The following is a 21,922-nucleotide window of genomic DNA, read 5'->3' as shown; positions in this document are numbered from 1 at the left end:
AACCACAGGCGGCCCGCAGCCCGCGGCGAACCACGGACCACCCACGGCGAAACACGGAACCGAAACCGCCGACTAACCCATCTGCTCCGTCCACTCGGCCTGCGCCTCATTCAGCTTCTCGGCCAGCCCGTCCAGGAAGTCCTTGGCACTCATGTCACCCAGCAGCACCTTCTGGAACCCCGGCTCGCTCTCCGACTTGGACAGCGTGTTCCAGTCCGGCAGGTAGTAAGGCAGCTGGACGATGGTCGTGGAGCCGTCGTTGAGCGCCTGCGCCGCCAGCTTCGTCGGCTCGGCCTGCTGGATCCACGCGTCGTTCGCGGCCTCGGTGTTGGACGGCACCTGCCCGGCCGACTCGTTGAACTTCGAGTTCTGCTCCTTGGAGGTCGCGAACTCGATGAACTTCCAGGCGGCCTCCTTGTTCTTGGAGCTCTTGAACATGCCGAGCCCGTCGACCGGGTTGGACACCTGCACCCGCTTGCCGGAGGGGCCGACCGGCTGCGGGATGCCGCGGAACTTCTCGACGCCGAGTGCCTTCACGTGGTCCTGGTAGGAGCCCAGGTTGTGGTTGAGCATGCCGATGGTGCCGGTGTCCCACTGGGCGACCATCTTGGCGAAGTCGTTGTTGACGTCGGCGGCCGGCGTGACCTTCTTGTAGAGGGCCGCGTACTTCTCCAGCGCCTCGACGTTCTTGGGGTCGTTGACCGTGGTCTTCTTCTTGCCGGCGTCCCAGAACGAGGTGATGCCGGACTGCCCGTACATCGCGTCGAGGGCCTGGGCGATGGAACCGGAGCCGCCGCGGATGGTGTAGCCGAACTCGTTCTTGCCCGCGTCGGTCAGCTTCTCGGCGGCGGCGTAGAACTTGTCCCACGTCGTCGGCGCGTCGAGACCGGCCTTCTCGAACAGGTCGGTGCGGTAGTAGAGGACGCCGTTGTTGGCCGAGGTCGGCATCGAGTACAGGGTGCCGTCGCCGCCGCCTGCGGCCTTCAGGGACTCGACCATGTCCTTGTTGAGCTTGTCGCTCAGGGGCGACTTGGCGAGCCGGTCGTCCAGGGGTTCCAGGGCGCCCTGGGCGGAGAAGCCCGCGAGCATCGACGCCGTCACGCCGCCGACGTCCGGCAGGCCGCCGCCCTGGATGGCGGTGTCGACCTTGGACTGGTACTCGGTGGCGGCGATGCCGACGTACTCCACGTCGATGTCCGGGTTCGCCTTCTCGAAGTCGGCGATCACCGTCTTCCAGACGGCCGTACGGATACCGCCGTTGTTGTCCCAGAAGGTGATCTTCCCCTTGCCGCTGCCCTCGGCCCCCTCGCCGCCGCCCGCGCCGCTGCCGTCGTCACCGCAGGCGGTGGCGGTCAGCGCGAGCACGGCGCCCAGGGCGACGGCGGCGGACGTGCGGCGCCTGGCTGTGCCTTTGTCTCTGCTGCTGAGCATGCTGATCCTCATGGGTCGGCTCTCTTCTCCTGGATCCAACAAAGCGGTGGAACGACAACGTGGGGGTTCAGTGGGTTCGGTGGGGCCCGACGCGCAAGCGCGTGAAGGTGGCGGTGCCGGCCTGTCCCTGGCCGGCGGGTGCGAGGGCGAACAGGCCGAGCAGTGCGCCGACCCAGCGCCAGGGGGTGGCGGCGAACTCCCGGCCGACGGGACACGGACCGTCGCCGAGGTCGTACGAGAAGCGGCAGCGCGCCCCCGGCACCGTCTCGATCCGCAGCCGGGCCCGTCCCCCGGGTGCGGGGCGGGGCAGGTCGGCGTCCCGCTCGGCCTCGGCCACCGACTCGGCGAACCGGTGCACCAGGTGCACGGTCCCGTCGGCGTCCCGCTGGAGCCCGATCCAGCGGTAGGCGTCGCCGAGCACCGCGAGCCCGGCCCGCGCTCCGGGTTCCTCGCTGTCCAGGCGCAGCTCGACCTCGATCACCGAGGGCTCGCCGGGGAAGCGCTGGGTCAGGACACTCGGCAGCAGGCGCAGGTCGTGCGCGTCGGCCGAGCGGAGGCAGGCGAGGCGCAGCCCGTCCCCGGCGTGCTGGGTGGCCCAGCCGGCCCGGGGATTGGCCGTCCACGACCACTGGCGGCCGAACCGCCCGCCGGGGAAGTCGTCGTCGGTCGCGGGCGCGGCGGGCGGCTGCGGGGGCAGGTCGGGGCGCGGGTGCTCGGCGACCGGGGCGCCGTCGTCGCCCAGGACCGGCCAGCCGTCCGGCGACCACGTCATCGGCTGGAGGTGGACCACCCTGCCGTACGCGCCGCGCTGCTGGAAGTGCAGGAACCAGTCCTCGCCGGACGCCGTGCGCACCCAGCCGCCCTGGTGGGGGCCGTTGACGTCGGTGTCCTTCTGTTCCAGGACGACCTTCTCCTCGTACGGCCCGAAGAACTCGCGGGAGCGGAAGGCGCCCTGCCAGCCGGTCTCCACCGAGCCGGCGGGGGCGAGGATCCAGTACCAGCCGTCGTGCCGGTAGAGCTTGGGGCCCTCCAGGGTGAACCAGCCGGGGAGCCGGTCGGCGTCCACGATCACCTTGCCCTCGTCGAGGACTCCGGTGCCGTCGGGGCGCATGCGGTGGCCGGTGAGGCGGTTCTTGATCCCGGAGCGGGAGCGGGCCCAGGCGTGCACGAGGAAGGCCTCGCCGGTCTCCTCGTCCCACAGCGGGCACGGGTCGATCAGGCCCTTGCCGGCCTTGACCAGGTGGGGCGCGGTCCACGGGCCCCGGACGTCCGGGGCGTTGACCTGGAAGACGCCCTGGTCCGGGTCGCCCCAGAAGATCCAGAAGCGGCCCGCGTGGTGGCGCAGGGACGGTGCCCAGACGCCGCAGTCGTGGCGGGGCCGGGCGAACTCCCGCTCGGGCTCCAGGCGCTCCAGGGCGTGCCCGACCAGGGTCCAGTCGACCAGGTTGCGGGAGTGCAGCAGGGGCAGGCCGGGGACGCGGCCGAAGCTGGAGGCGGTCAGGTAGAAGTCGTCGCCGACACGGATCACGTCCGGATCGGACCAGTCGGCGTTCAGGACGGGGTTGGTGTACGTCCCCGGGGCCCCGGGGGCGGTCTCGGCGGCGGTCACGGGCTCACCGCCTTGCGGACGAGGGCGGCGGCGGCGTCCGCGTCCAGGCGGCCGTCGGCGACGACGGTGACGATCCGGCGGACCAGGGTGTCGCCCGGGGCGACGGTCACCCGCTCCTCGTGGGCCAGCGAGGAACCGACCCCCGGGTACTCCTCGGTGCGCACGAACCACGGGTCGCGCCGGGTGCGTTCGGTGGCGCCGGCGAACACCAGCGACCAGGTCTCCCCGCTCAGCGCGAGCCAGTCCGCGCGGCCGCCGTGCACGTCCCGCTCGCCCTCCCGGTCTGCGGTGAAGACCCTGGGCGCGGCACCCTCCTTGCGGGCGCGCCAGAAGAAGCCGCCGTAGGCCGCGCCTGGGCGTCCGTTCGTGGCGGGGCTGCCGATCGTGAGCGCTTTCGTGGTGACGTTGGTGAGGGAGAAGGTGAAGTCCAGCGCCCAGGCGGTGGCGGTGAGTTCGGTGGCCGCCACCGTGCGGCGCTCGCGCAGCAGCTCGGTGCCGGCGGCGACCCAGCGCAGTTCCTCGACGAAGCCGTCGGGGTCGCGGAGCTGGAAGGCGGTGTGCCGCTGGGTGCCGTGGTTGTCCAGCTCGGTCGGCCCCCGGCCCCGGACGAAGGTGCGCCCGCCCCAGAAGTTGTGCCCCTCGACGTCGGGAACGGCGACACCGACGCCGAGGTGATGGAGGTGGTCGGCAGGGCTGAACTCGGTGACGGCCGTGCCGGCCAGGGTGGTGACGGGGTGCAGGTAGGGACGCGGGGAGAGCCGGTGGGGGAGCTCGGGGCGGGTGACGTAGCGGGCGACGGGGCGGCCCGCCACGCGCAGCACCGGGGAGTCGTTGCCGGTCATCGGGTGCTCACCTCGTGTCGCGGGTGCTCGGTGCGCGGCGCCCAGGGCGCGCCCAGTTCGGAGTAGAGGGAGAGGGTGTCGGCGGCGGCGGCCACGAGTGCGTCGATGCCGGGGACCACGCGGCGCATCTCGCCGGGGACGCGGCGCCAGGCTGCGGCGGGCAGCGGCTCCGGGTCGGGCGCCCGGCGGATCGCCTCGACGACCCGCATGAAGGCGCCCGTCTCGTCCGGGGTCACCAGCAGCGGAGCACCGGTGGCCAGGTGGTCGACCAGGTTCTCCAGCAGGTCGGTGCGCCCGTGCTGGAACTCCTCGGGGCCGTGGCCGCCGCGCTGGAGCAGGACGCGGTCCTGCTTGTACCAGAAGGTGATCCGGCCGCTGGAGCCGTGCACCAGGACGTACGGCTCGCCGGCCCGCTCCGCGCACAGGGTGGCGGCGACGGTGACCCGGTGCCCGCGCTCGGTGCCGATCCGCACGCAGGAGGTGTCGTCGGCCTCGATGTCGTTGGCGTGGCTCAGCTCGGTCTCGATGCCGGTGACGTCCTCGGCGCGGGCGGTGCCGCCGAGCGCGAGAGCGGTGGCGACGGCGTGTGCCAGCGGGTTGGTCAGCGCGCCGTCGACGACGTCGGCGCCGTTCAGCCGCCGCTTGCCCGACCAGGGCGCCCGGCGGAAGTACGCCTCGTCGCGCACCCACGCGCCGGCCGCGCCGATGCCCACGACCTCCCCGATGGCGCCCTGGGCGACCAGCTCCCGGATGGCGGGCACGGCGTGCGAGCCCAGTGACTGGAACCCGATCTGGCAGGCGACCCCGGCCTCGGCGACCCCGTCGGCCATCCGCCGGAACTCGGCGTACGACGGCGCCGGGGGCTTCTCCAGGAGCAGGTGCACACCCCGCCGGGCGGCGGTCAGGGCGAGGTCGGTGTGGGTGGGGATCGGCGTGCAGACCACGGCGATCCGGGCGCCGGTGGAGTCCAGCAGGGCGCCGAAGTCGGCGGACTGCTCGGGGAGTGCTCCCTGGACCTCCTCCTCGGTCAGCGGGGTCAGTTCGCAGATGCCGGCCAGCCGGACCAGGCCCGCCCGTTCCAGGCGGCGGATGTTGGCGACGTGCCAGCGGCCGTGGCCGCGGGCGCCGGCGAGGACGACGGGTACCGGGCTCATCCCTTCACCGCCCCCGCGCTGAAGCCGGTGATCAGCCACTTCTGGATGAAGGCGAAGACGATCACGACGGGGACGGCGGCGACGATGCCGCCGGCGGCGAGCGCGCCGAGGTCGACGCTGTCCGCGCTCATCAGGGAGTTGAGGCCGACCGGGATGGTCTGCTTGTGCTGGTTGTTGAGGAACATCAGGGCGAACAGGAAGTGGTTCCAGGAGTGCACGAAGGCGAAGGAACCGACCGCGATGAGTCCCGGCCGCAGCAGGGGCAGTACGACGATCCGGAAGGCCCGGAAGCGTCCGCAGCCGTCGACCCAGGCGGCCTCCTCCAGGGAGTACGGCACGTTCTTGATGAAGTTGCTGATCAGGATGATCGACAGGGGCAGCTGGAAGACCGTCTCGGCGATGATGACGCTGCCCAGCGAGTTGATCATCTGGAGCCCGGCGAAGATCTCGAACAGCGGCACGAGCAGCAGCGCGCCGGGCACGAACTGGGAGCAGAGCAGGGCGAGCATGAAGCCCCGCTTGACCTTGAAGTCGAACCGGGCGAGGGCGTAGCCGCCGGCCAGGGCGACGAGCGTGGTCATCACCAGGGTCGCGAGTCCGACGTACACGCTGTTGGTGAAGTAGGTGCCGAAGCCGCGGTCGGTCCAGACCTTCTCGAAGTGGTCGGTGGTCATCGGCCAGGGCACGAGCGAGGTCGAGCCGGCCGGCCGCACCGCGAAGAGCAGGATCCAGTAGAACGGGACCAGGGTGAAGACCAGGTAGATCCCGAGCGGCAGGTAGATCTGCCAGCGGGGCACCTCGTCCCAGGCGGGTCGGCGCTTGCTCGCCGGCCGCGGTGGTGCGTGGTCGGTCCGCGCGGGGGCGGGGGCGGGCGCGGTGGCCTCCTTGGTGATCACTTGTTCTCGCCTCCGAACTTGCTCAGCCGCAGGTAGACGATCGAGCAGAAGAGCAGGATCACGAACGCGACCGTGGTGAGGGCCGACGCGTAGCCGAAGTCGTGGGCGTCGACGCTGGTGTTGGCGATGTACAGGGGCAACGTCGTGGTCTCGCCGGCGGGTCCGCCGCCGGTCAGGGTGTAGAGCAGGTCGACGTTGTTGAACTCCCACACCGCGCGCAGCAGCGTGGAGAGGATGATGGCGTCCTTCAGGTGCGGCAGCGTGATGTGCCAGAACTGCTTGATGCGGCTGGCCCCGTCGACCTCGGCGGCCTCGTACAGGTCCTTGGAGACAGACTGGAGGTCGGCGAGGATGAGGATCGCGAAGAAGGGCACGCCGCGCCAGAGGTCGGCGACCACCGCCGCGGAGAACACGGTGGAGGTGTCGGAGAGCCAGCTGGTGCCGTACGAGCCGATGCCCATGTCGGCGAGGTATCGGGTGACACCGGTCTGGGAGTTGTAGAGCAGCACCCAGATCGCCGAGGTCAGCACGCCGGAGACGGCCCACGGGGAGAAGACCAGCGCCCGCCCGATGCCCCGGCCCACGAAGGTCTGGTTGACGATGAGGGCCAGCGCCAGTCCGAAGAGCAGCTGCAGTCCGACCTCGACGAAGACCCACTTGGCGCTGAAGGTGAGGGTGTCCCAGAAGACCGCGTCGTCGGTGAAGATCTTGACGAAGTTGTCGAAGCCCGCGAAGCCGTTCCGCCACGGCTTGGTGGGGTTGTACTCCTGCAGGCTGTAGTAGAAGACGCTGATGACCGGGTAGGCGATGAAGCCCAGCATCAGCAGGGCGGCCGGTCCGATCAACAGGTACGGGAGCCTGCGCGGCGTGGCCGAGGCACGGCGCCGCCGGGGTGGCGCGGGCGGTTTCGCCACGGCTGCGGCTTGGGCCATGACAGTTCTCCGTTCAGTTACGTCTACGTCGTGCGGGGGTCGTACAGGAAGCGCTTTCTCGGCGGGCAGGGCTGTGCGGAGGCGGTTCGTGTCGTACGGGGTCGGCCGGAGTGGGGGTTCAGCCGGCCAGGGGTCAGCCGGCGTACGGGTCCTGCACCTTGCCCGGGCGGGCCAGGAACTCGAAGTCGCAGCCGGTGTCGGCCTGGGTGATCTGTTCGTTGTAGAGCGCGCCGTAGCCCCGTTCGTAGCGGGCGGGCGGCGGGGTCCAGGCGGCCCGGCGGCGCTCCAGTTCCTCGTCGTCCACGCCCAGGTGCAGGGTGCGGGCCTCGACGTCGAGGGTGATCGGGTCGCCGGTGCGGACCAGGGCGAGCGGTCCGCCGACGTGCGACTCGGGGGCCACGTGCAGCACGCACGCGCCGTAACTGGTGCCGCTCATCCGGGCGTCGGAGATCCGGACCATGTCCCGCACGCCCTGCTTGAGCAGGTGGTCGGGAATGGGCAGCATGCCGTACTCGGGCATGCCCGGACCGCCCTTGGGCCCGGCGCCCCGCAGCACCAGCACGCTGTCGGCGGTGATGCCCAGCTCCGGGTCGTTGATGGTGCGCTGCATGGTCCTGTAGTCGTCGAAGACGACGGCGGGACCGGTGTGCTTGAGCAGGTGCGGCTCGGCGGCGATGTGCTTGATGACGGCGCCGTCCGGGCAGAGGTTGCCGCGCAGGACGGCGACCCCGCCCTCGCTCGCGACCGGGTTGTCGCAGGTCCTGATGACGTCGTCGTGGTGGACGAGGGCGCCGTCCAACTGCTCCCGCAGGGTGTCGTGGGAGACGGTGGGCCGGTCGAGGTGGAGCAGGTCGGTGATGCGGGAGAGGAAGCCGGGCAGGCCGCCGGCGAAGTGGAAGTCCTCCATCAGGTAGGTCTGTCCGCCGGGGCGGACGTTGGCGAGCACCGGGACGGTGCGGGCGATCCGGTCGAAGTCGTCCAGGGTGAGGGTGACTCCGGCGCGGCCCGCCATGGCGATCAGGTGGATCACGGCGTTGGTGGAGCCGCCGAGGCCGAGCACGGTGGTGACCGCGTCCTCGAAGGCGTCGGCGGTGAGGATGTCGCTCAGTTTCCGGTCCCGGTGGACCAGTTCGACGACGCGCAGTCCGGCGGCGGCGGCCATCCGGTCGTGCCCGGAGTCGACGGCCGGGATGCTGGAGGCGCCCGGGACCGTGACGCCGAGGGCCTCGGCGGCGGCGGTCAGCGTGGATGCGGTGCCCATCGTCATGCAGTGGCCGGGCGAGCGGGCCAGACCGCTCTCCAGCTCCTGCATCTCGCAGTCGCCGATGAGGCCGGCCCGCTTGTCGTCCCAGTACTTCCACATGTCGGTGCCGGAGCCGAGGGTCTCGCCGCGCCAGTGCCCGGGGAGCATGGGCCCGGCGGGGACGAACACCGCGGGCAGGTCCACCGTGGCGGCGCCCATCAGCAGGGCGGGCGTGGACTTGTCGCAGCCGCCCATCAGCACGGCGCCGTCGACCGGGTAGGAGCGCAGCAGCTCCTCGGTCTCCATGGCGAGGAGGTTGCGGTAGAGCATCGGGGTCGGCTTCTGGAAGGTCTCGCTGAGCGTGGAGACCGGGAATTCGAGGGGGAAGCCGCCCGCCTGCCAGACTCCCCGCTTGACGGCCTGGGCGCGGTCGCGCAGGTGGACGTGGCAGGGGTTGATGTCGGACCAGGTGTTGAGGATGGCGATGACGGGCTTGCCGAGGTGCTCCTCGGGCAGGTAGCCGAGCTGGCGGGTGCGGGCGCGGTGGCTGAAGGAGCGCAGGCCGTCGGTGCCGTACCACTGGTGGCTGCGCAGCTCTTCCGGGGACTTCCTCGGGGTCATATGGACCACCCCGCGGCGATGGCGGCGACCTCGGCACGCTCGCTCTCCGGCAGCGGCTTGCTCGGCGGTCGGACCTCACGGCGGCACAGGCCCAGCGAGGCGAGGGCCTCCTTGACCACGGTGACGTTGTTGGCGGAGCCGTTGGCGGCGCGCAGTTCCTCGAAGCGGCGGATCTGCTCCCAGACCTTCATGGCGGCCGGGTAGTCGCCGGAGCGCAGCGCTTCGATCATGTTCAGCGAGACGGCCGGGGCGACGTTCACGAGGCCCGAGGTGAAGCCGGTGGCGCCCGCGCTGAAGTACGAGGGGGCGTACGGCTCGGCGAGTCCGGCGACCCAGACGAAGCGGTCGAGGCCGGCGTCGCGGGCGAAGGCGGCGAACTTGGAGGCGTCCGGCACGGCGTACTTCACGCCGATGACGTTGGGGCAGGCGTCGGCGAGGTCGGCGAGGCGGGCCCCGGTCAGCTGGGGGTTGCGGATGTAGGGGACGACGCCCAGTTCGGGGACGGCCTCGGCGATGGCGCGGTGGTAGTCGACCCAGCCGCCTTGGGAGACGTAGGGGTGGACGGGCTGGTGGACCATCACCATGGAGGCGCCCAGGTCGCGGGCGTGCCGGGCGGAGGCGACGGCGGTGGGCACGTCGTGGCCGACGCCGACGAGGATCTGGGCGCGCTCGCCGGCCTCCTCGAAGGTCAGCTCGGTGACGAGGCGGCGCTCGGCCGGGTCGAGGGCGTAGAACTCTCCGGTGTTGCCGTTGGGGGTGAGGGTCGTGATGCCACCGTCGAGGAGACGACGCAGCAGGGCCCGGTAGGTGGCGGGGTCGACGGTGCCGTCCTCGGCGAACGGGGTCACCGGGATCGCCACCACGTCGGCCAGGGCCGCCCGCTGGGTCTCGAACGTCGCTGTCATGCCTGACCGTCCTCTTCCTGGGCCGCGGTCCCCGCTTCGGGGAAGGCCCGCTCGACGAAGGACGCGATGTGCGCGTGGAGGGCGCGGGCCGCGCCGTCCGCCTCACCGGCGAGGGCGAGGCGCAGGATCTCCTGGTGCTCGCCGGCCTCCCGTTCCCAGGAGGGGTCGGCGGCCCAGGCGACCGCGGAGACGAGGGCCGCCTGGTCGCGGACCTCGTCGAGCATCCGGCCGAGCAGCGGGTTGCCACACGGCACGTACAGGGCGCGGTGGAACTCCCGGTTGGCCAGCGACCGTTCGGCCGTGTCGGTGGCCTGGTCGGCGCGGGTCAGCGCGTCCCGGGCGGCGTCCAGGGAGGCGCCGCGGCGCACGGCGCGCCTGAGCGCCTCGGGCTCGAGCAGCAGCCGGACGTCGTAGACCTCGCGCGCCATGTCCGCGTCCACCATGCGCACGGTGACGCCCTTGTACTGGCTCATCACCACCAGTCCGGTCCCGGCCAGCGTCTTGAGCGCCTCGCGCACCGGTGTCTTGGACACCCCGAACTGTGCGGCGAGGTCGGTCTCGACCAGGGCCTGGCCGGGGGTGAGCCGACCGGTGAGGATGCGGCGTTTGATCTCCTCCAGCACGTACTGCGTGCGGGAGGGGATCGGCGTGGGCACAGAGGTCATGCGCGCCTCTCGGAATCTCGCGTCGGATGCGCGGACAGATCTCGTGCACGGACAGATCCCGGGCATCAGATCTCGCGTATCGCGTCTCATATATGACGTACGGAGTACGACGCGTTGAAGGTAAGAGGGGCGCGCGGCGACGTCAATGCTTCTGACGAAGGAAGTTGTCCGGAGGAGTCCGGAGGATTCGGGTGCCGTCTCGCTCAGGCGGTGCGCGTCCAGCCCGGGTCCCGCCCGCTCAGCCCCACCGCGCGCTCCAGCAGCGGCGCGTCGGCGGGCACGGCGACGACCGGCCCGAACATGCCCTGGTCCCGGTCGGACTCCTCCGCGGCAGCGGCGAGCAGCCCGTACGCCGCCCGCAGCGCGGCCGGGTCGGGGGCGTACTCCTGGCCGGTCGCGCGGGCCAGGTCCCAGCCGTGGATGACCAGTTCGTCGGCGACGACGGCACCGGCGACGGCGCCGGGCAGGTCGATGCCGCCGGCCCGGGTCGTACCCGTCCAGGCGTCGGGCTCGCGCCAGGCGTCGGCGAGTTCCCCGAGGACCTTCGCGAGTTCCTCGCGCCAGCCGGGTCCGATGTCCGGCACGGACGCCTCGGGGCTGGTGTCCGTGGTGGGCCCCAGGTCCTTGCGCGCGGCGTCGCGGAAGGCCACGGCGAGACCGGTCAGGTGCCCGAGCAGGTTGCGCACCGCGAGGTCGGGGCAGGGCGTCGGGTCCGCGAGCCGGTCCTCGCGCACGCCGTCGGCGAGGCGGGCGAGGATCCGGGTCTGCGGTCCCAGGTCGAGGGTGGCGGTGGTGGTCTCTTGGGTCATCGGTGGCTCCCGGGACGGTGGGCTCGCGCTGTCGGTGGGTAGACCGATCACGACAGCGAAACTCATCGGTCTCCGAGGCCCGCGCACAGGTCACCTGCCCGATGCCGGGCGCCGCGCCTTAGCCCCACGATGACCAGGCATGACGACAAGAACGACGGCCACCGGGGAGGCGGGGCGGGCCCCCTGGCCCCTGGGCCGTGTCCTGCGCGACCGCAACGCCGGCCTGTATCTCGCCGGGGCGGTGGTGGCGGGTTTCCGGCAGCTCGGCGCTCGGCCTGGCGGCGGGCGTGTGGGTGAAGGACCTCACCGGCTCCGACGGCCTGGCGGCACTGTATCTGCTCGCGCTCCGGGGGCGACCCGCATGCGGTCCGTCATGGGGGCCGGACCACGCAGGAGCCCGGATCCCCGCGAGGTGAGCTCCTCGCAGGAGTGGTCCAGGTCGTCGACCCGCAGGACGACGAGCGACCGATGGCCGGCCGGCTCGGCGGCGAGTTCGCCCCGCAGTAGTTCCATGGGCATCCCCTTCGCAGAGCGCGACGAGGGCCTCCGGGGCCGGGGCGGTGACGACCGACCGGGACGCCCTCGTCCACACCTTACGTGGCGGCCCCGAGCCCCGCCCGCACCGCCTCCAGATCCCCGTCCGAAGCCAACCCCGCGTGATACAGCCGCAGTTCCGTCGCGCCCAGGTCCCGCGCTCGGGCGGCGTCCGCGGCGAGGGTGCGCGGCCTGCCGCCCATGCCGGTGACCACCGTGAGGTTGGCGGCGAGGACAGCCCCGTCGACGGCCTGCTCGGCGAACGGCGTCAGCAGGCCGGCCCCGCCCGTGCAGGGCACGACCACGCCGTCCGCGACCGACAGGACGTGCGCGGGGTCGACGCCGGCGTTGGCGCCGCAGTGGAAGGAGACCGGGTCGGCGTGCAGCAGGACCTGGAAGCCGTCGGGTGCGGCGGCGCGGACCGCCGAGACCGCCGCCTCCTGGAGGGTGCGGGCCCGGTCGTCCCGCCACGCGCGCGTGGCATACGCCGTCGCCTCGCCGAGCAGCTTCTCGACGCCCGCCCAGCCCCCGTCCGACGGCTCCGTCGCCCGCCACACCGGCTCCAGCGCGTTGCGTACGGCGGCGGCCAGTTCGTCGGCGTCGAGGCCCCGGGTGCCGTATCCCGCGCGGCAGTCGGGGCAGAAGCACAGCGACATCAGATACTGCCCGGCGTCGCCGAGGGGCACCCCGCCGGTCTTGTCGTGGGCGTGCAGGTGGGCGAGGCCGTACCAGCCGAGGGACTCCAGCTCCGTGCCGCGCGCGCCGGGCCGTACCGCCGCCTCGGCGGCCAGGTCGGTGAGGTACGCGCGCGTGGCGGGCTGCGCGATGCAGGGCGCCCAGGGGTAGCGGTCGCCGTAGGCGTTGACGACACAGGTGTGCGGGTGCTCCGCGCCCAGACGGGAGTTGTGGGCGAGGACGACCCAGGTGTGCACGTCGAGGCCCGCGTCCGCGAGCGCGGCGGCGGCCTCGCCGTACGCGTCGCCCAGGGCCCAGTCGCCGGACTCGTACGGGCGCAGTGCGCGGCCCTGCCAGCGGGCCGGGTCCGGCGGGTAGAGGGCGGCCGCGTACTCGGCGGTGACGACGCGGTGGCGCGGGTGGCGGGGGGTGAGGGCGCGGGTGGAGTGGTAGGCGGCGGCGAGGGTCACCTGCGCCACGCCGAGGTCCGCGATGCGCGCGGGGGCTTGCGGGTCGCCGTTGACGTCCCAGGGGTAGACGAACGCCGACGCCTTCACCGGGCGGCTCCTTCCGCGAGCAGCGCCTGGCCCCGCTCGATGATCCGCGCGAGCTGCTTCACGTGGTCCTCGGCCGGCTCCTGCAACGGCGTGCGCACCTCCCCCACGTCCAGGCCGCGCAGCCGTACGCCCGCCTTGACCAGGGCGACGGCGTATCCGCGGCCCTGGGCGCGCAGTTCGACGAACGGCCGGTAGAAGCCGTCCAGCAGGCGGTGCACGGTGGTGTCGTCGCCCTCGCGCAGCGCCCGGTGGAAGGCGACCGCGATCTCGGGGGCGAAGCAGAACACGGCGGAGGAGTAGAGGGGGACGCCCAGCGCGCGGTAGGAGAGCTGGGTCTGTTCGGCGGTCGGGAGTCCGTTGAAGTACAGGAACTCCTCGCCGGGCAGTTCCGTGCGCACCGCGCTGACGATGCGCTGCATCAGGTCGAGGTCGCCGAGCCCGTCCTTGAGGCCGACGACGCCGTCCGTGCGGGCGAGTTCGACGACGCTCGACGGGGTGAACACGGCGTTGTCGCGCTGGTAGACGATGACGGGCAGCGGGGTCGCGGCGGCCACCTCCCGGTAGTGCCGCACCAGTCCCTCCTGCCCGGCGTGCACCAGGTAGGGCGGCATGGCGAGCAGCCCGTCGGCCCCGGCCTCCTCGGCGAGGCGGGCGTAGCGCACGGCGAGGGCGGTGCCGTAGCCCGCGCCGGCGAGCACGGGCACCCGGCCCGCGCTCTCCTCTACGGCCGCACGGACACAGGCCGCGAACTCCTCGGGCGTGAGGGCGTGGAACTCGCCGGTGCCGCAGCAGGCGAACACGGCGGCGGCACCGGCCTCGACCCCGCGACGCACATGGGTGCGGAAGACGTCGAGGCCGAGTCCGCCGTCGGGGCCGTATGCCGTGACGGGGAAGAACAGCGGCCCGCTGGGCACGGTGAGCCGGGCGGCGAGAGGGGCTGAGGTCACGGGCGCTCCCCATTCCGTGTGCGTGGTCGCATCACGACCGTCGTCGTCACACTTATGATCTGCGTCTATATTTCTGAACGCGACCACGCTAAGCCGCCCGGCGAACACCGTCAAGCAGGTGCCCTCTTGACGGGTGACCACCGGTTCCTTAGCGTGTCCACGCATATGAACACGAGGCACGCACTCGTACAACCGGCCACGGCGCACCGCCCCGGCGTACGAGTGCCGCCGCTTCAGGAGACCTAGGAGTCCCGAGGATGCCCGCTCCCCGCACCGTCCTGCTCACCGGCGCCGCCGGCGGCCTCGGCACCCTGATGCGGGAACTGCTCCCCGGCCACGGCTACCGGCTGCGCCTGCTCGACCTGCGCCCGGTCGAGGGCGAGCCGGACGCGATCGTCGCCGACCTCGCCGACCGGGACGCCCTGCGCGAGGCGGTCCGGGGCGTCGACGCGATCATCCACCTCGCGGGCATCTCCCTGGAAGCCTCTTTCGAGAAGATCCTCGCGGCGAACATCGAGGGCACGTACAACCTGTACGAGGCCGCCCGTGAGGAGGGCGTCGGCCGCATCGTCTTCGCCTCCTCCAACCACGCCGTCGGCTACACCCCCCGCCCGCAGGGCGACGACCCCCTCATCCCGATCGAGACGCCGCGCCGCCCGGACACCTTCTACGGCCTGTCCAAGTGCTTCGGCGAGGACCTGGCCCAGCTCTACTGGGACAAGCACGGCATCGAGACCGTCTCCGTGCGCATCGGCTCCTGCTTCCCGGAGCCGACCAGCGTGCGCATGCTCTCGGTGTGGATGAGCCCCGCCGACGGCGCCCGCCTCTTCCACGCGGCGCTCACCGCCGAGGACGTCGGGCACACCGTCGTCCACGGCTCCTCCGCCAACACCCGCCTGTGGTGGGACCTCGGCTCCGCGCGGGCGCTCGGTTACGAGCCGCAGGACGACTCCGAGCCGTACGCCGCCAAGCTCCTCGCCGAACAGGGCGGCCTCGACCCGGACGACCCCGCGCACGCGTGCCTGGGCGGCCACTTCGTGACCGACCCCCCGATCTGGCCGTACTGACCGGAAGACGACCCCACAGCACCCCCGAAGAGGCGGACGGGCACCGAACGGGCCCGTCCGCTTCGGCATGCGGGCATCCGCACTGCCCGTTCTCACCCCGCTGCGCGCTGCGCCCCAGGTCCGAGACGGGCACCCGGCCCTGCAAACGGGCCCAACCGGGCAGTATCGGATCCGCAACAGGCCTGGTCAGTGCCGCGGGACGCCTGTAGAACTTCCCCCAAGGGCCACGCGGGCCCGAACGGGCAACCACACGGCGACGAGGCGGTGAGGCAGGTGTTCGGCATGAGCACGAGGACGACGGAGGAGCGCCGGCACGAGATCGTGCGGGTCGCCCGCGCCACCGGCTCGGTCGACGTCACCGCGCTCGCCGCCGAACTGGGCGTGGCGAAGGAGACCGTACGACGGGACCTGCGCGCCCTGGAGGACCACGGCCTGGTCCGCCGCACCCACGGCGGCGCCTACCCGGTGGAGAGCGCCGGGTTCGAGACCACGCTCGCCTTCCGGGCCACCAGCCACGTGCCCGAGAAGCGCCGGATCGCGTCCGCCGCCGCCGAACTGCTCGGCGACGCCGAGACGGTCTTCATCGACGAGGGCTTCACCCCCCAGCTCATCGCCGAGGCGCTGCCCCGCGACCGGCCGCTGACCGTGGTCACCGCGTCCCTGCCGGTGGCCGGCGCGCTGGCCGAGGCCGGCGACACCTCCGTCCTGCTGCTCGGCGGCCGGGTCCGCTCGGGCACCCTGGCCACCGTCGACCACTGGACGACGAAGATGCTGGCCGGCTTCGTCATCGACCTGGCGTACATCGGCGCCAACGGCATCTCCCGCGAGCACGGTCTCACCACCCCCGACCCGGCGGTCAGCGAGGTCAAGGCGCAGGCCGTCCGGGCCGCCCGCCGCACGGTGTTCGTCGGCGCGCACACCAAGTTCGGGGCGGCCAGTTTCTGCCGCTTCGCCGAGGTCGGCGCCCTGGAGGCCGTCGTCACCAGCACCTTGCTCCCCACGGCCGAGGCCCACCGCTATTCACTGCTCGGCCCCCAGGTCATCCGCGCCTGAGACACCGTCACCTCCCCCTCCCCGCACGGCACACCCACACCCACACCCCTCACTGCCCCTTATCTCCCTTTATCTCCCCAAACGTTCAGGAGCGATCCATGCGAACCCAGAGCCGACGGAGGCCGCGAGCCACGCTCGCCATGGCCGCCGCAGGGACGCTGCTCGCCCCGCTGCTCACCGGCTGCTGGGTCGGGGCGGGCGGCGCCGGATCCGGCGGCAACGCCATCAACGTCCTGATGGTGAACAACCCGCAGATGGTCGAGTTGCAGAAGCTCACCGCGGACCACTTCACCAAGGACACCGGCATCAAGGTGAACTTCACCGTCCTGCCCGAGAACGACGTCCGCGACAAGATCAGCCAGGACTTCGCCAACCAGGCCGGCCAGTACGACGTGGCGACCCTCTCCAACTACGAGATACCGATCTACGCCCGCAACGACTGGCTGCACGAGATGAACTCCTACGTCGCGAAGGACCCGGGTTATGACGAGGAGGACATCCTCGGCCCGATGCGCGAGTCCCTCACCGGCGACGACGGCAAGCTCTACGGGCAGCCCTTCTACGGCGAGTCGTCCTTCCTGATGTACCGCAAGGACCTGTTCGCCGAGGCGGGCCTGACCATGCCCGAGCACCCCACCTGGACCCAGGTGGCGGACTTCGCCGAGCAGCTCGACGGGGCCGAGCCCGGCATGAAGGGCATCTGCCTGCGCGGACTGCCCGGCTGGGGCGAGCTGATGGCGCCGCTGACGACGGTCGTGAACACCTTCGGCGGCACCTGGTTCGACCAGGACTGGCAGGCCCGGCTCGACTCCCCCGAGTGGGAGAAGGCGACGAAGTTCTACGTCGACCTCGTCCGCGAGCACGGCGAGTCCGGCGCCGCCCAGTCCGGCTTCGCCGAGTGCCTGAACAACATGACCCAGGGCAAGGTCGCGATGTGGTACGACGCCACGTCCGCGGCCGGCTCCCTGGACGCGGCCGACTCCCCGGTCAAGGGCAAGATCGGCTACGCGCCCGCCCCGGTGGAGAAGACGGACTCCTCCGGCTGGCTCTACACCTGGGCCTGGGGCATCCAGAAGGCCTCCCGCAACTCCGACAAGGCCTGGAAGTTCGTCTCCTGGGCCTCCAGCAAGGAGTACGAGCAGCTCGTCGGCGACGAGATCGGCTGGTCCAACGTCCCGGCCGGCAAGCGCGCCTCGACGTACGAGAACCCGGCCTACGTCAAGGAGGCCGCCGCCTTCCAGGAGATGACCAGGAAGGCCATCGAGGGCGCCAAGCCCAAGGACCCCGGCCTGCAGCCACGGCCCGCGCCCGGCATCCAGTTCGTCGGCATCCCCGAGTTCACCGACCTCGGTACCAAGGTCTCGCAGGAGATCAGCGCGGCCATCGCCGGACGCCAGTCCGTCGAGGAGGCCCTGAAGAAGTCCCAGCAGCTCGCCGAGCAGATCTCCGAGGAGTACGAGGGACGATGACCGCCACGACCACGGCCCCCTCGGCCGCCCCCGACCACACGCGCCCCACCGTCCGCCCGCCGTCCAACCGGCTGCGCGCCTGGGCCACCCGCGCCCCGCTCCTCCCCGCCCTGGTCTTCATGATCGTGGTCACCCAGCTGCCCTTCGTGGCGACGCTGGTGATCTCCTTCTTCGACTGGAACGCCCTCTACCCGGACGCCCGCAGCTTCACCGGCTTCGCCAACTACGGCGACGTCCTCGGCGACCCGGCCCTGCGCAAGTCGGTGTGGACGACGATCCTGCTGACCGTCGCGGTCGTCCTGGCCAGCCTGGTCCTCGGCCTGGCCCTCGCCCTGCTGCTCGACCGGAGGTTCAAGGGGCGCGGCGTGGTCCGCACCCTCCTGATCGCCCCGTTCCTCGTGGTCCCGGTGGCGGCGGCGCTGCTGTGGAAGCACGTCCTCTACAACCCCGAGTACGGCCTGCTCAACGGCCTGCTGCACTACGTCGGCGGACCCCAGCCGGACTGGATCTCGGGCACCCCGCTGCTCGCGGTCGAGGCATCGCTGGTGTGGCAGTGGACGCCGTTCATGATGCTCATCCTGCTGGCCGGTCTGCAGAGCCGGGACCAGCAGCAGATCGAGGCCGCCCGGGTGGACGGCGCGGGCGACTGGCAGATCTTCGTCCACCTCACCCTGCCCCACCTGCGCCGCTACCTCGAACTCGGCGCCCTGCTCGGCTCGATCTACATCGTCCAGAACTTCGACGCGGTCTTCACGATCACGTCCGGCGGCCTGGGCACGGCCAACCTGCCCTACACCGTCTACCAGAGCTTCTACCAGGCCCACGAGAACGGCCTCGCCTCGGCCGCGGGCGTCCTGGTCGTCATCGGCTCGATCATCATCGCCACCTTCGCGCTGCGCGTGGTGTCGTCCCTGTTCCGCGAGGAGGTCGGCCGCGCATGAGCGCCACCGCCGTACGCCCCGTCGTCACCGACGCCAAGCCGCCCGTACGCACCCGCCGCAGGGCCGGTGCCGGCCTGGGCCTGGTGGCCTGGCTGGTGGGCGTCGTCTTCTTCCTCCCCATCGCGTGGATGGCGCTGACCTCCTTTCACTCGGAGTCGGACGCCGCCACCAACCCGCCCTCCTTCGCGGCCTCCCTGACGCTGGACGGCTACCGCGAGTTCTTCGGCGCGGGCGGCGGCGCCAGCCCCTGGCCGGCGCTGATCAACTCGGCGGTGGCGTCGATCGCCTCGACGCTCTTCGTCCTGGTCCTGGCCCTGCCCGCCGCCTACGCCCTGTCCATCCGCCCGGTGAAGAAGTGGACGGACGTCCTGTTCTTCTTCCTCTCCACCAAGATGCTGCCGGTGGTGGCGGGCCTGCTGCCGATCTACCTGTTCGCCAAGAACACCGACATGCTGGACAACATCTGGCTGCTGGTCATCCTCTACACGTCGATGAACCTGCCGATCGCGGTCTGGATGATGCAGTCCTTCCTGGCCGAGGTCCCGGTCGCGATCATCGAGGCGGCGAGGGTGGACGGCGCGAAGCTGCCCACGATCCTGGTCCGCGTGGTGGCCCCCATCGCCCTGCCGGGCATCGCCGCGACGTCCCTGATCTGCTTCATCTTCAGCTGGAACGAGCTGCTCTTCGCCCGGGTCCTGACGGGCGTGGTCGCCGAGACCGCCCCCGTCTTCCTGACCGGCTTCATCACCAGCCAGGGCCTCTTCCTGGCCAAGGTGTGCGCCGCGTCGCTCGTCATCTCCCTGCCGGTGCTCGCCGCGGGGTTCGCCGCCCAGGACAAACTGGTCCAGGGCCTGTCGTTGGGAGCCGTGAAATGAAGGCCGCCGTCATCGAGTCCGTGGGCCGCGCCGTCGTCACCGAGGTCCCCGATCCGACGCCAGGGCCGCGCGAGGTCGTCGTCGAGGTCGCCGCCTGCGGCCTGTGCGGCACCGACCTGCACATCCTCCAGGGCGAGTTCGCGCCCAAGCTCCCGATCGTGCCGGGACACGAGTTCGCGGGCGCGGTGGTCGGCGTCGGCGCCCAGGTCACGGAGGTGGCGGTCGGCGACCGGGTCGCGGTCGACCCCTCTCTCTACTGCTACGAGTGCCGCTACTGCCGCACCGGCCACAACAACCTCTGCGAACGCTGGGCGGCCATCGGCGTGACGACGGCGGGCGGCGCGGCCCAGTACGCGGTCGCGCCGGTCGCGAACTGCGTGAAGCTCCCCGAGCACGTCCGCACCCAGGACGCGGCCCTGATCGAGCCGCTCTCCTGCGCCGTCCGCGGCTACGACGTCCTCCAGTCCCGCCTCGGCGCCCACGTCCTGATCTACGGCTCCGGCACGATGGGCCTGATGATGCTGGAGCTGGCCAAGCGGACCGGCGCGGCCAGCGTCGACATGGTCGACCTCAACCCGGCCCGCCTGGAAACGGCCCGGGGCCTCGGCGTCTCGGCGTCGGCGGCGACCCCGGACGAGCTGGACCGCCCCCAGGGCTGGGACCTGGTCATCGACGCCACGGGCAACGCGGCGGCGATCCAGGACGGCCTGGACCGCGTCGCCAAGGCCGGCACCTTCCTCCAGTTCGGCGTCGCCGACTACGCGACCCGCGTCCAGATCGACCCGTACCGCATCTACAACCAGGAGATCACCATCACGGGCTCGATGGCGGTCCTCCACAGCTACGAGCGCGCGGCGGAGCTGTTCGCGAACGGTGTCCTGGACCCGGACGTCTTCATCAGCGACCGCATCGAACTGGCCCGCTACCCGCAGGCCCTGGAGCAGTTCGCGGCGGGCGTGGGCCGGAAGATCGTGGTCGTGCCGTGATTTTCTAGCCCGTCCGGCGCTTGAGGACGAAGCCGTCCAGGCCGAAGCGGAGGTCTGGGGGCGCAGCTCCCAGGGACGGGAAGGGAAAGGGCGGCGGGGGCGAAACCCACTGGGCCGACCCCACCGCCGCCTCCTACCATCCCGCCATGCCCAAACCGAACGGCTTCGCCTACACCGCCACCGCATCCGGCACCGTCCACATCACCCACCACGACCACCCCGCCACCACCCTCAACGGCTCCCGAGCCGCCCGCTTCCTGCAAGAGGTCACGGCGGGCGACCCCCAACTGGTCATGGCCCGCTGGACCGGCAACTACAAGCACGGCAACGAACGCACGGCCCGCAACCACCCCCGCAACCGCCGCTGACCCGGCGCCGACCCGGCGCTCGGGGCCGCGACCCCAATTGGCCCCCGGGTAAGGGAACGGTAAAACGCCCCCGCTCGTTCACCCGGCATGACAGCTATGACCCCCGGCTCGAACATCCCCCTCTCCGCCGCCCGCGTGACGGTGGACGTCGCCGCGCCCGTGCGGCTCGACGTATCGGGCCTGCTGCTCACCGCCGACGGCAAGGTGCGCTCCGACGACGACTTCATCTTCTACAACCAGCCCACCGGCCAGGGCGTGACCTACCGCTCCGGCGGCGGCACCGCCCCGGACGCGATCACGGTCGACACCGCCGCCGTCCCGCCGGGCATCGAGAAGATCGTCGTCACCGCCAGCCCGGACGCCGCCGGCCAGACCTTCCAGGGCATCGAGCCGACCGCCACCATCCGCAACGCGGACGACCACTCCGTCCTCGCCACCTTCACGCCCCCGCAGCTCGGCACCGAGACGGCCCTGGTGATCGTCGAGGTCTACCTGCGAAACGGCGCCTGGAAGGCCCGCGCGGTCGGCCAGGGCTACGCCAACGGCCTGGCCGGCATCGCGACGGACTTCGGCGTCACGGTGGAGGAGCCCGCGCCGGCCGCGCCCCCGGCCCAGCCGGCGGCCCCGCAGCGGTCCCACGCGGCCACGCCTCCCCCGCCCGCCGCCGCGCCCACGATGCCGGCCGCGCCGCCCGCCCCGCCCGCCGCTCCGCCGGCCCCCGCACCGGGCAGCGGCAAGATCAACCTCGACAAGGGCCGGGTCAGCCTCCAGAAGAACCAGACGGTGTCCCTGGTCAAGGGCGGCCGGCCGGTGCTCTCCCAGGTCAAGATGGGCCTCGGCTGGGAGCCGGCGTACCGCGGCAAGGACATCGACCTGGACGCGTCCGTCATCGCCTACGGCCCGCAGCGCAACCACATCGACAGCTGCTACTTCGGCAAGCTCTCCATCGTGAACGGCGCGATCAAGCACTCCGGCGACAACCTGACCGGTGAGGGCCGCGGCGACGACGAGGTGATCGTCGTGGACCTCGGCCGGCTCCCGCAGGAGGTCAGCGGCCTGGTCTTCACGGTGAACTCGTTCTCCGGCCAGAAGTTCACCGAGGTGGCCAAGGCCTACTGCCGCCTCATCGACGCCGCGAGCGGCGAAGAACTGGTCCGCTTCGACCTCACCAGCGCCGAGCCGCAGACCGGCGTGATGATGGCGAAGCTGATCCGCCAGTACTCGGGCGAGTGGGAGATGACCGCCGTGGGCGACTTCGTCAAGTCCCGCACGGTCCGCGGCATGGTGAAGCCGGCCGCGCAGGCGCTGTAGCCGACCGGGACGCACGGGGGCGCCCGGCGGCG

General features: G+C 71.9%; 20 protein-coding genes and 2 pseudogenes. 9 read left to right on the top strand and 13 right to left on the bottom strand.

Translation table 11 applies throughout. The annotated features are described in order from the left end of the window. Positions 1-72: 72 nt before the first annotated feature. From AB0P07_RS16890 to AB0P07_RS16845, 10 genes are all read right to left on the bottom strand, one after another. Positions 73-1,443: a sugar ABC transporter substrate-binding protein gene (locus tag AB0P07_RS16890; RefSeq protein ID WP_365551054.1), complete on the bottom strand. Its 1,371-nt coding sequence runs from the start codon at positions 1,441-1,443 to the stop codon at positions 73-75. Between the two features lie 55 nt (positions 1,444-1,498). After that, complete coding sequence (locus tag AB0P07_RS16885; protein WP_365551051.1) at positions 1,499-3,040, bottom strand: family 43 glycosylhydrolase; 1,542 nt, start codon at positions 3,038-3,040, stop codon at positions 1,499-1,501. After that, positions 3,037-3,882: a PmoA family protein gene (locus AB0P07_RS16880; RefSeq protein ID WP_365551048.1), complete on the bottom strand. Its 846-nt coding sequence runs from the start codon at positions 3,880-3,882 to the stop codon at positions 3,037-3,039. The genes AB0P07_RS16885 and AB0P07_RS16880 overlap by 4 nt, the downstream gene beginning before the upstream one ends. Further along, a complete protein-coding gene (locus AB0P07_RS16875; protein ID WP_365551045.1) occupies positions 3,879-5,036 on the bottom strand; it encodes a Gfo/Idh/MocA family oxidoreductase in 1,158 nt (385 codons plus the stop codon). The genes AB0P07_RS16880 and AB0P07_RS16875 overlap by 4 nt, the downstream gene beginning before the upstream one ends. Next, complete coding sequence (locus tag AB0P07_RS16870; RefSeq protein ID WP_365551042.1) at positions 5,033-5,932, bottom strand: carbohydrate ABC transporter permease; 900 nt, start codon at positions 5,930-5,932, stop codon at positions 5,033-5,035. The genes AB0P07_RS16875 and AB0P07_RS16870 overlap by 4 nt, the downstream gene beginning before the upstream one ends. Continuing rightward, positions 5,929-6,864 carry a sugar ABC transporter permease gene (locus tag AB0P07_RS16865; RefSeq protein WP_102927759.1) on the bottom strand — a complete coding sequence of 312 codons (936 nt, stop codon included), beginning with the start codon at positions 6,862-6,864 and terminating at the stop codon, positions 5,929-5,931. Before AB0P07_RS16865 ends, AB0P07_RS16870 begins: the two co-directional genes overlap by 4 nt. Before the next feature lie 133 nt (positions 6,865-6,997). Then, entirely contained in the window at positions 6,998-8,728 is a 1,731-nt protein-coding gene (araD, locus tag AB0P07_RS16860) for an L-arabinonate dehydratase (protein WP_365551038.1), read from the bottom strand. Beyond that, complete coding sequence (locus AB0P07_RS16855) at positions 8,725-9,633, bottom strand: dihydrodipicolinate synthase family protein (RefSeq protein WP_365551035.1); 909 nt, start codon at positions 9,631-9,633, stop codon at positions 8,725-8,727. Before AB0P07_RS16855 ends, araD begins: the two co-directional genes overlap by 4 nt. Continuing rightward, positions 9,630-10,298, bottom strand: coding sequence for a GntR family transcriptional regulator (locus tag AB0P07_RS16850; protein WP_365551032.1), 669 nt, complete (start codon positions 10,296-10,298; stop codon positions 9,630-9,632). Before AB0P07_RS16850 ends, AB0P07_RS16855 begins: the two co-directional genes overlap by 4 nt. A gap of 203 nt (positions 10,299-10,501) precedes the next feature. Further along, complete coding sequence (locus AB0P07_RS16845) at positions 10,502-11,107, bottom strand: TIGR03086 family metal-binding protein (protein WP_365551029.1); 606 nt, start codon at positions 11,105-11,107, stop codon at positions 10,502-10,504. A gap of 139 nt (positions 11,108-11,246) precedes the next feature. Here AB0P07_RS16845 and AB0P07_RS16840 point away from each other — a divergent pair. Beyond that, a pseudogene (locus tag AB0P07_RS16840) lies at positions 11,247-11,454 on the top strand (MFS transporter); the annotation flags it as partial. Here AB0P07_RS16840 and AB0P07_RS16835 read toward each other — a convergent pair. From AB0P07_RS16835 to AB0P07_RS16825, 3 genes and pseudogenes are all read right to left on the bottom strand, one after another. Continuing rightward, positions 11,411-11,617: pseudogene (locus AB0P07_RS16835) on the bottom strand (hypothetical protein); the annotation flags it as partial. The pseudogenes AB0P07_RS16840 and AB0P07_RS16835 sit on opposite strands and share 44 nt — an antisense overlap. An 83-nt stretch (positions 11,618-11,700) precedes the next feature. Continuing rightward, on the bottom strand, positions 11,701-12,873 hold the full coding sequence (locus AB0P07_RS16830; protein ID WP_365551026.1) for a hypothetical protein: 1,173 nt from the start codon (positions 12,871-12,873) through the stop codon (positions 11,701-11,703). Beyond that, positions 12,870-13,820, bottom strand: a complete 951-nt coding sequence (locus AB0P07_RS16825; RefSeq protein ID WP_365551024.1) for a 5-dehydro-4-deoxyglucarate dehydratase — start codon at positions 13,818-13,820, stop codon at positions 12,870-12,872. Before AB0P07_RS16825 ends, AB0P07_RS16830 begins: the two co-directional genes overlap by 4 nt. Positions 13,821-14,077: 257 nt before the next feature. On the opposite strand from AB0P07_RS16825, the gene AB0P07_RS16820 reads away from it, so the two are divergent. The 8 genes from AB0P07_RS16820 (at position 14,078) to AB0P07_RS16785 (ending at position 21,890) form a co-directional block, all read left to right on the top strand. Beyond that, positions 14,078-14,887 (top strand): NAD(P)-dependent oxidoreductase, encoded by an 810-nt coding sequence (locus AB0P07_RS16820; RefSeq protein ID WP_365551021.1) that lies wholly within the window; start codon positions 14,078-14,080, stop codon positions 14,885-14,887. 282 nt (positions 14,888-15,169) lie between these two features. Further along, complete coding sequence (locus AB0P07_RS16815; RefSeq protein WP_365551018.1) at positions 15,170-15,940, top strand: DeoR/GlpR family DNA-binding transcription regulator; 771 nt, start codon at positions 15,170-15,172, stop codon at positions 15,938-15,940. 98 nt (positions 15,941-16,038) lie between these two features. Further along, positions 16,039-17,409 (top strand): sugar ABC transporter substrate-binding protein, encoded by a 1,371-nt coding sequence (locus tag AB0P07_RS16810; RefSeq protein ID WP_365551015.1) that lies wholly within the window; start codon positions 16,039-16,041, stop codon positions 17,407-17,409. Further along, complete coding sequence (locus tag AB0P07_RS16805; RefSeq protein WP_365551013.1) at positions 17,406-18,350, top strand: sugar ABC transporter permease; 945 nt, start codon at positions 17,406-17,408, stop codon at positions 18,348-18,350. The genes AB0P07_RS16810 and AB0P07_RS16805 overlap by 4 nt, the downstream gene beginning before the upstream one ends. Further along, on the top strand, positions 18,347-19,225 hold the full coding sequence (locus tag AB0P07_RS16800; RefSeq protein WP_365551010.1) for a carbohydrate ABC transporter permease: 879 nt from the start codon (positions 18,347-18,349) through the stop codon (positions 19,223-19,225). Before AB0P07_RS16805 ends, AB0P07_RS16800 begins: the two co-directional genes overlap by 4 nt. Beyond that, a complete protein-coding gene (locus AB0P07_RS16795; RefSeq protein WP_365551007.1) occupies positions 19,222-20,211 on the top strand; it encodes a zinc-dependent alcohol dehydrogenase family protein in 990 nt (329 codons plus the stop codon). The genes AB0P07_RS16800 and AB0P07_RS16795 overlap by 4 nt, the downstream gene beginning before the upstream one ends. 146 nt (positions 20,212-20,357) lie before the next feature. Then, positions 20,358-20,579 carry a hypothetical protein gene (locus AB0P07_RS16790; protein WP_365551004.1) on the top strand — a complete coding sequence of 74 codons (222 nt, stop codon included), beginning with the start codon at positions 20,358-20,360 and terminating at the stop codon, positions 20,577-20,579. A 96-nt stretch (positions 20,580-20,675) separates the two neighbouring features. After that, entirely contained in the window at positions 20,676-21,890 is a 1,215-nt protein-coding gene (locus tag AB0P07_RS16785) for a TerD family protein (protein WP_365551289.1), read from the top strand. The last annotated feature ends 32 nt before the right edge of the window (positions 21,891-21,922 follow it).

This window comes from Streptomyces sp. NPDC085944 (assembly GCF_040686295.1).
GTDB classification, from domain to species: Bacteria; Actinomycetota; Actinomycetes; order Streptomycetales; family Streptomycetaceae; genus Streptomyces; species Streptomyces salinarius.
Note: the sequence above shows the minus strand (reverse complement) of the source record. Positions and strands in the feature narration are given on the sequence as shown.

Excerpts from the sequence above, each read along its gene's own strand:
- AB0P07_RS16890 (WP_365551054.1), bottom strand. The coding sequence starts at position 1,443 with ATGAGGATCAGCATGCTCAGCAGCAGAGACAAAGGCACAGCCAGGCGC.
- AB0P07_RS16880 (WP_365551048.1), bottom strand. The coding sequence starts at position 3,882 with ATGACCGGCAACGACTCCCCGGTGCTGCGCGTGGCGGGCCGCCCCGTC.
- AB0P07_RS16875 (WP_365551045.1), bottom strand. The coding sequence starts at position 5,036 with ATGAGCCCGGTACCCGTCGTCCTCGCCGGCGCCCGCGGCCACGGCCGC.
- AB0P07_RS16865 (WP_102927759.1), bottom strand. The coding sequence starts at position 6,864 with ATGGCCCAAGCCGCAGCCGTGGCGAAACCGCCCGCGCCACCCCGGCGG.
- araD (WP_365551038.1), bottom strand. The coding sequence starts at position 8,728 with ATGACCCCGAGGAAGTCCCCGGAAGAGCTGCGCAGCCACCAGTGGTAC.
- AB0P07_RS16855 (WP_365551035.1), bottom strand. The coding sequence starts at position 9,633 with ATGACAGCGACGTTCGAGACCCAGCGGGCGGCCCTGGCCGACGTGGTG.
- AB0P07_RS16850 (WP_365551032.1), bottom strand. The coding sequence starts at position 10,298 with ATGACCTCTGTGCCCACGCCGATCCCCTCCCGCACGCAGTACGTGCTG.
- AB0P07_RS16845 (WP_365551029.1), bottom strand. The coding sequence starts at position 11,107 with ATGACCCAAGAGACCACCACCGCCACCCTCGACCTGGGACCGCAGACC.
- AB0P07_RS16820 (WP_365551021.1), top strand. The coding sequence starts at position 14,078 with ATGCCCGCTCCCCGCACCGTCCTGCTCACCGGCGCCGCCGGCGGCCTC.
- AB0P07_RS16815 (WP_365551018.1), top strand. The coding sequence starts at position 15,170 with ATGAGCACGAGGACGACGGAGGAGCGCCGGCACGAGATCGTGCGGGTC.
- AB0P07_RS16810 (WP_365551015.1), top strand. The coding sequence starts at position 16,039 with ATGCGAACCCAGAGCCGACGGAGGCCGCGAGCCACGCTCGCCATGGCC.
- AB0P07_RS16805 (WP_365551013.1), top strand. The coding sequence starts at position 17,406 with ATGACCGCCACGACCACGGCCCCCTCGGCCGCCCCCGACCACACGCGC.
- AB0P07_RS16800 (WP_365551010.1), top strand. The coding sequence starts at position 18,347 with ATGAGCGCCACCGCCGTACGCCCCGTCGTCACCGACGCCAAGCCGCCC.
- AB0P07_RS16795 (WP_365551007.1), top strand. The coding sequence starts at position 19,222 with ATGAAGGCCGCCGTCATCGAGTCCGTGGGCCGCGCCGTCGTCACCGAG.
- AB0P07_RS16790 (WP_365551004.1), top strand. The coding sequence starts at position 20,358 with ATGCCCAAACCGAACGGCTTCGCCTACACCGCCACCGCATCCGGCACC.
- AB0P07_RS16785 (WP_365551289.1), top strand. The coding sequence starts at position 20,676 with ATGACCCCCGGCTCGAACATCCCCCTCTCCGCCGCCCGCGTGACGGTG.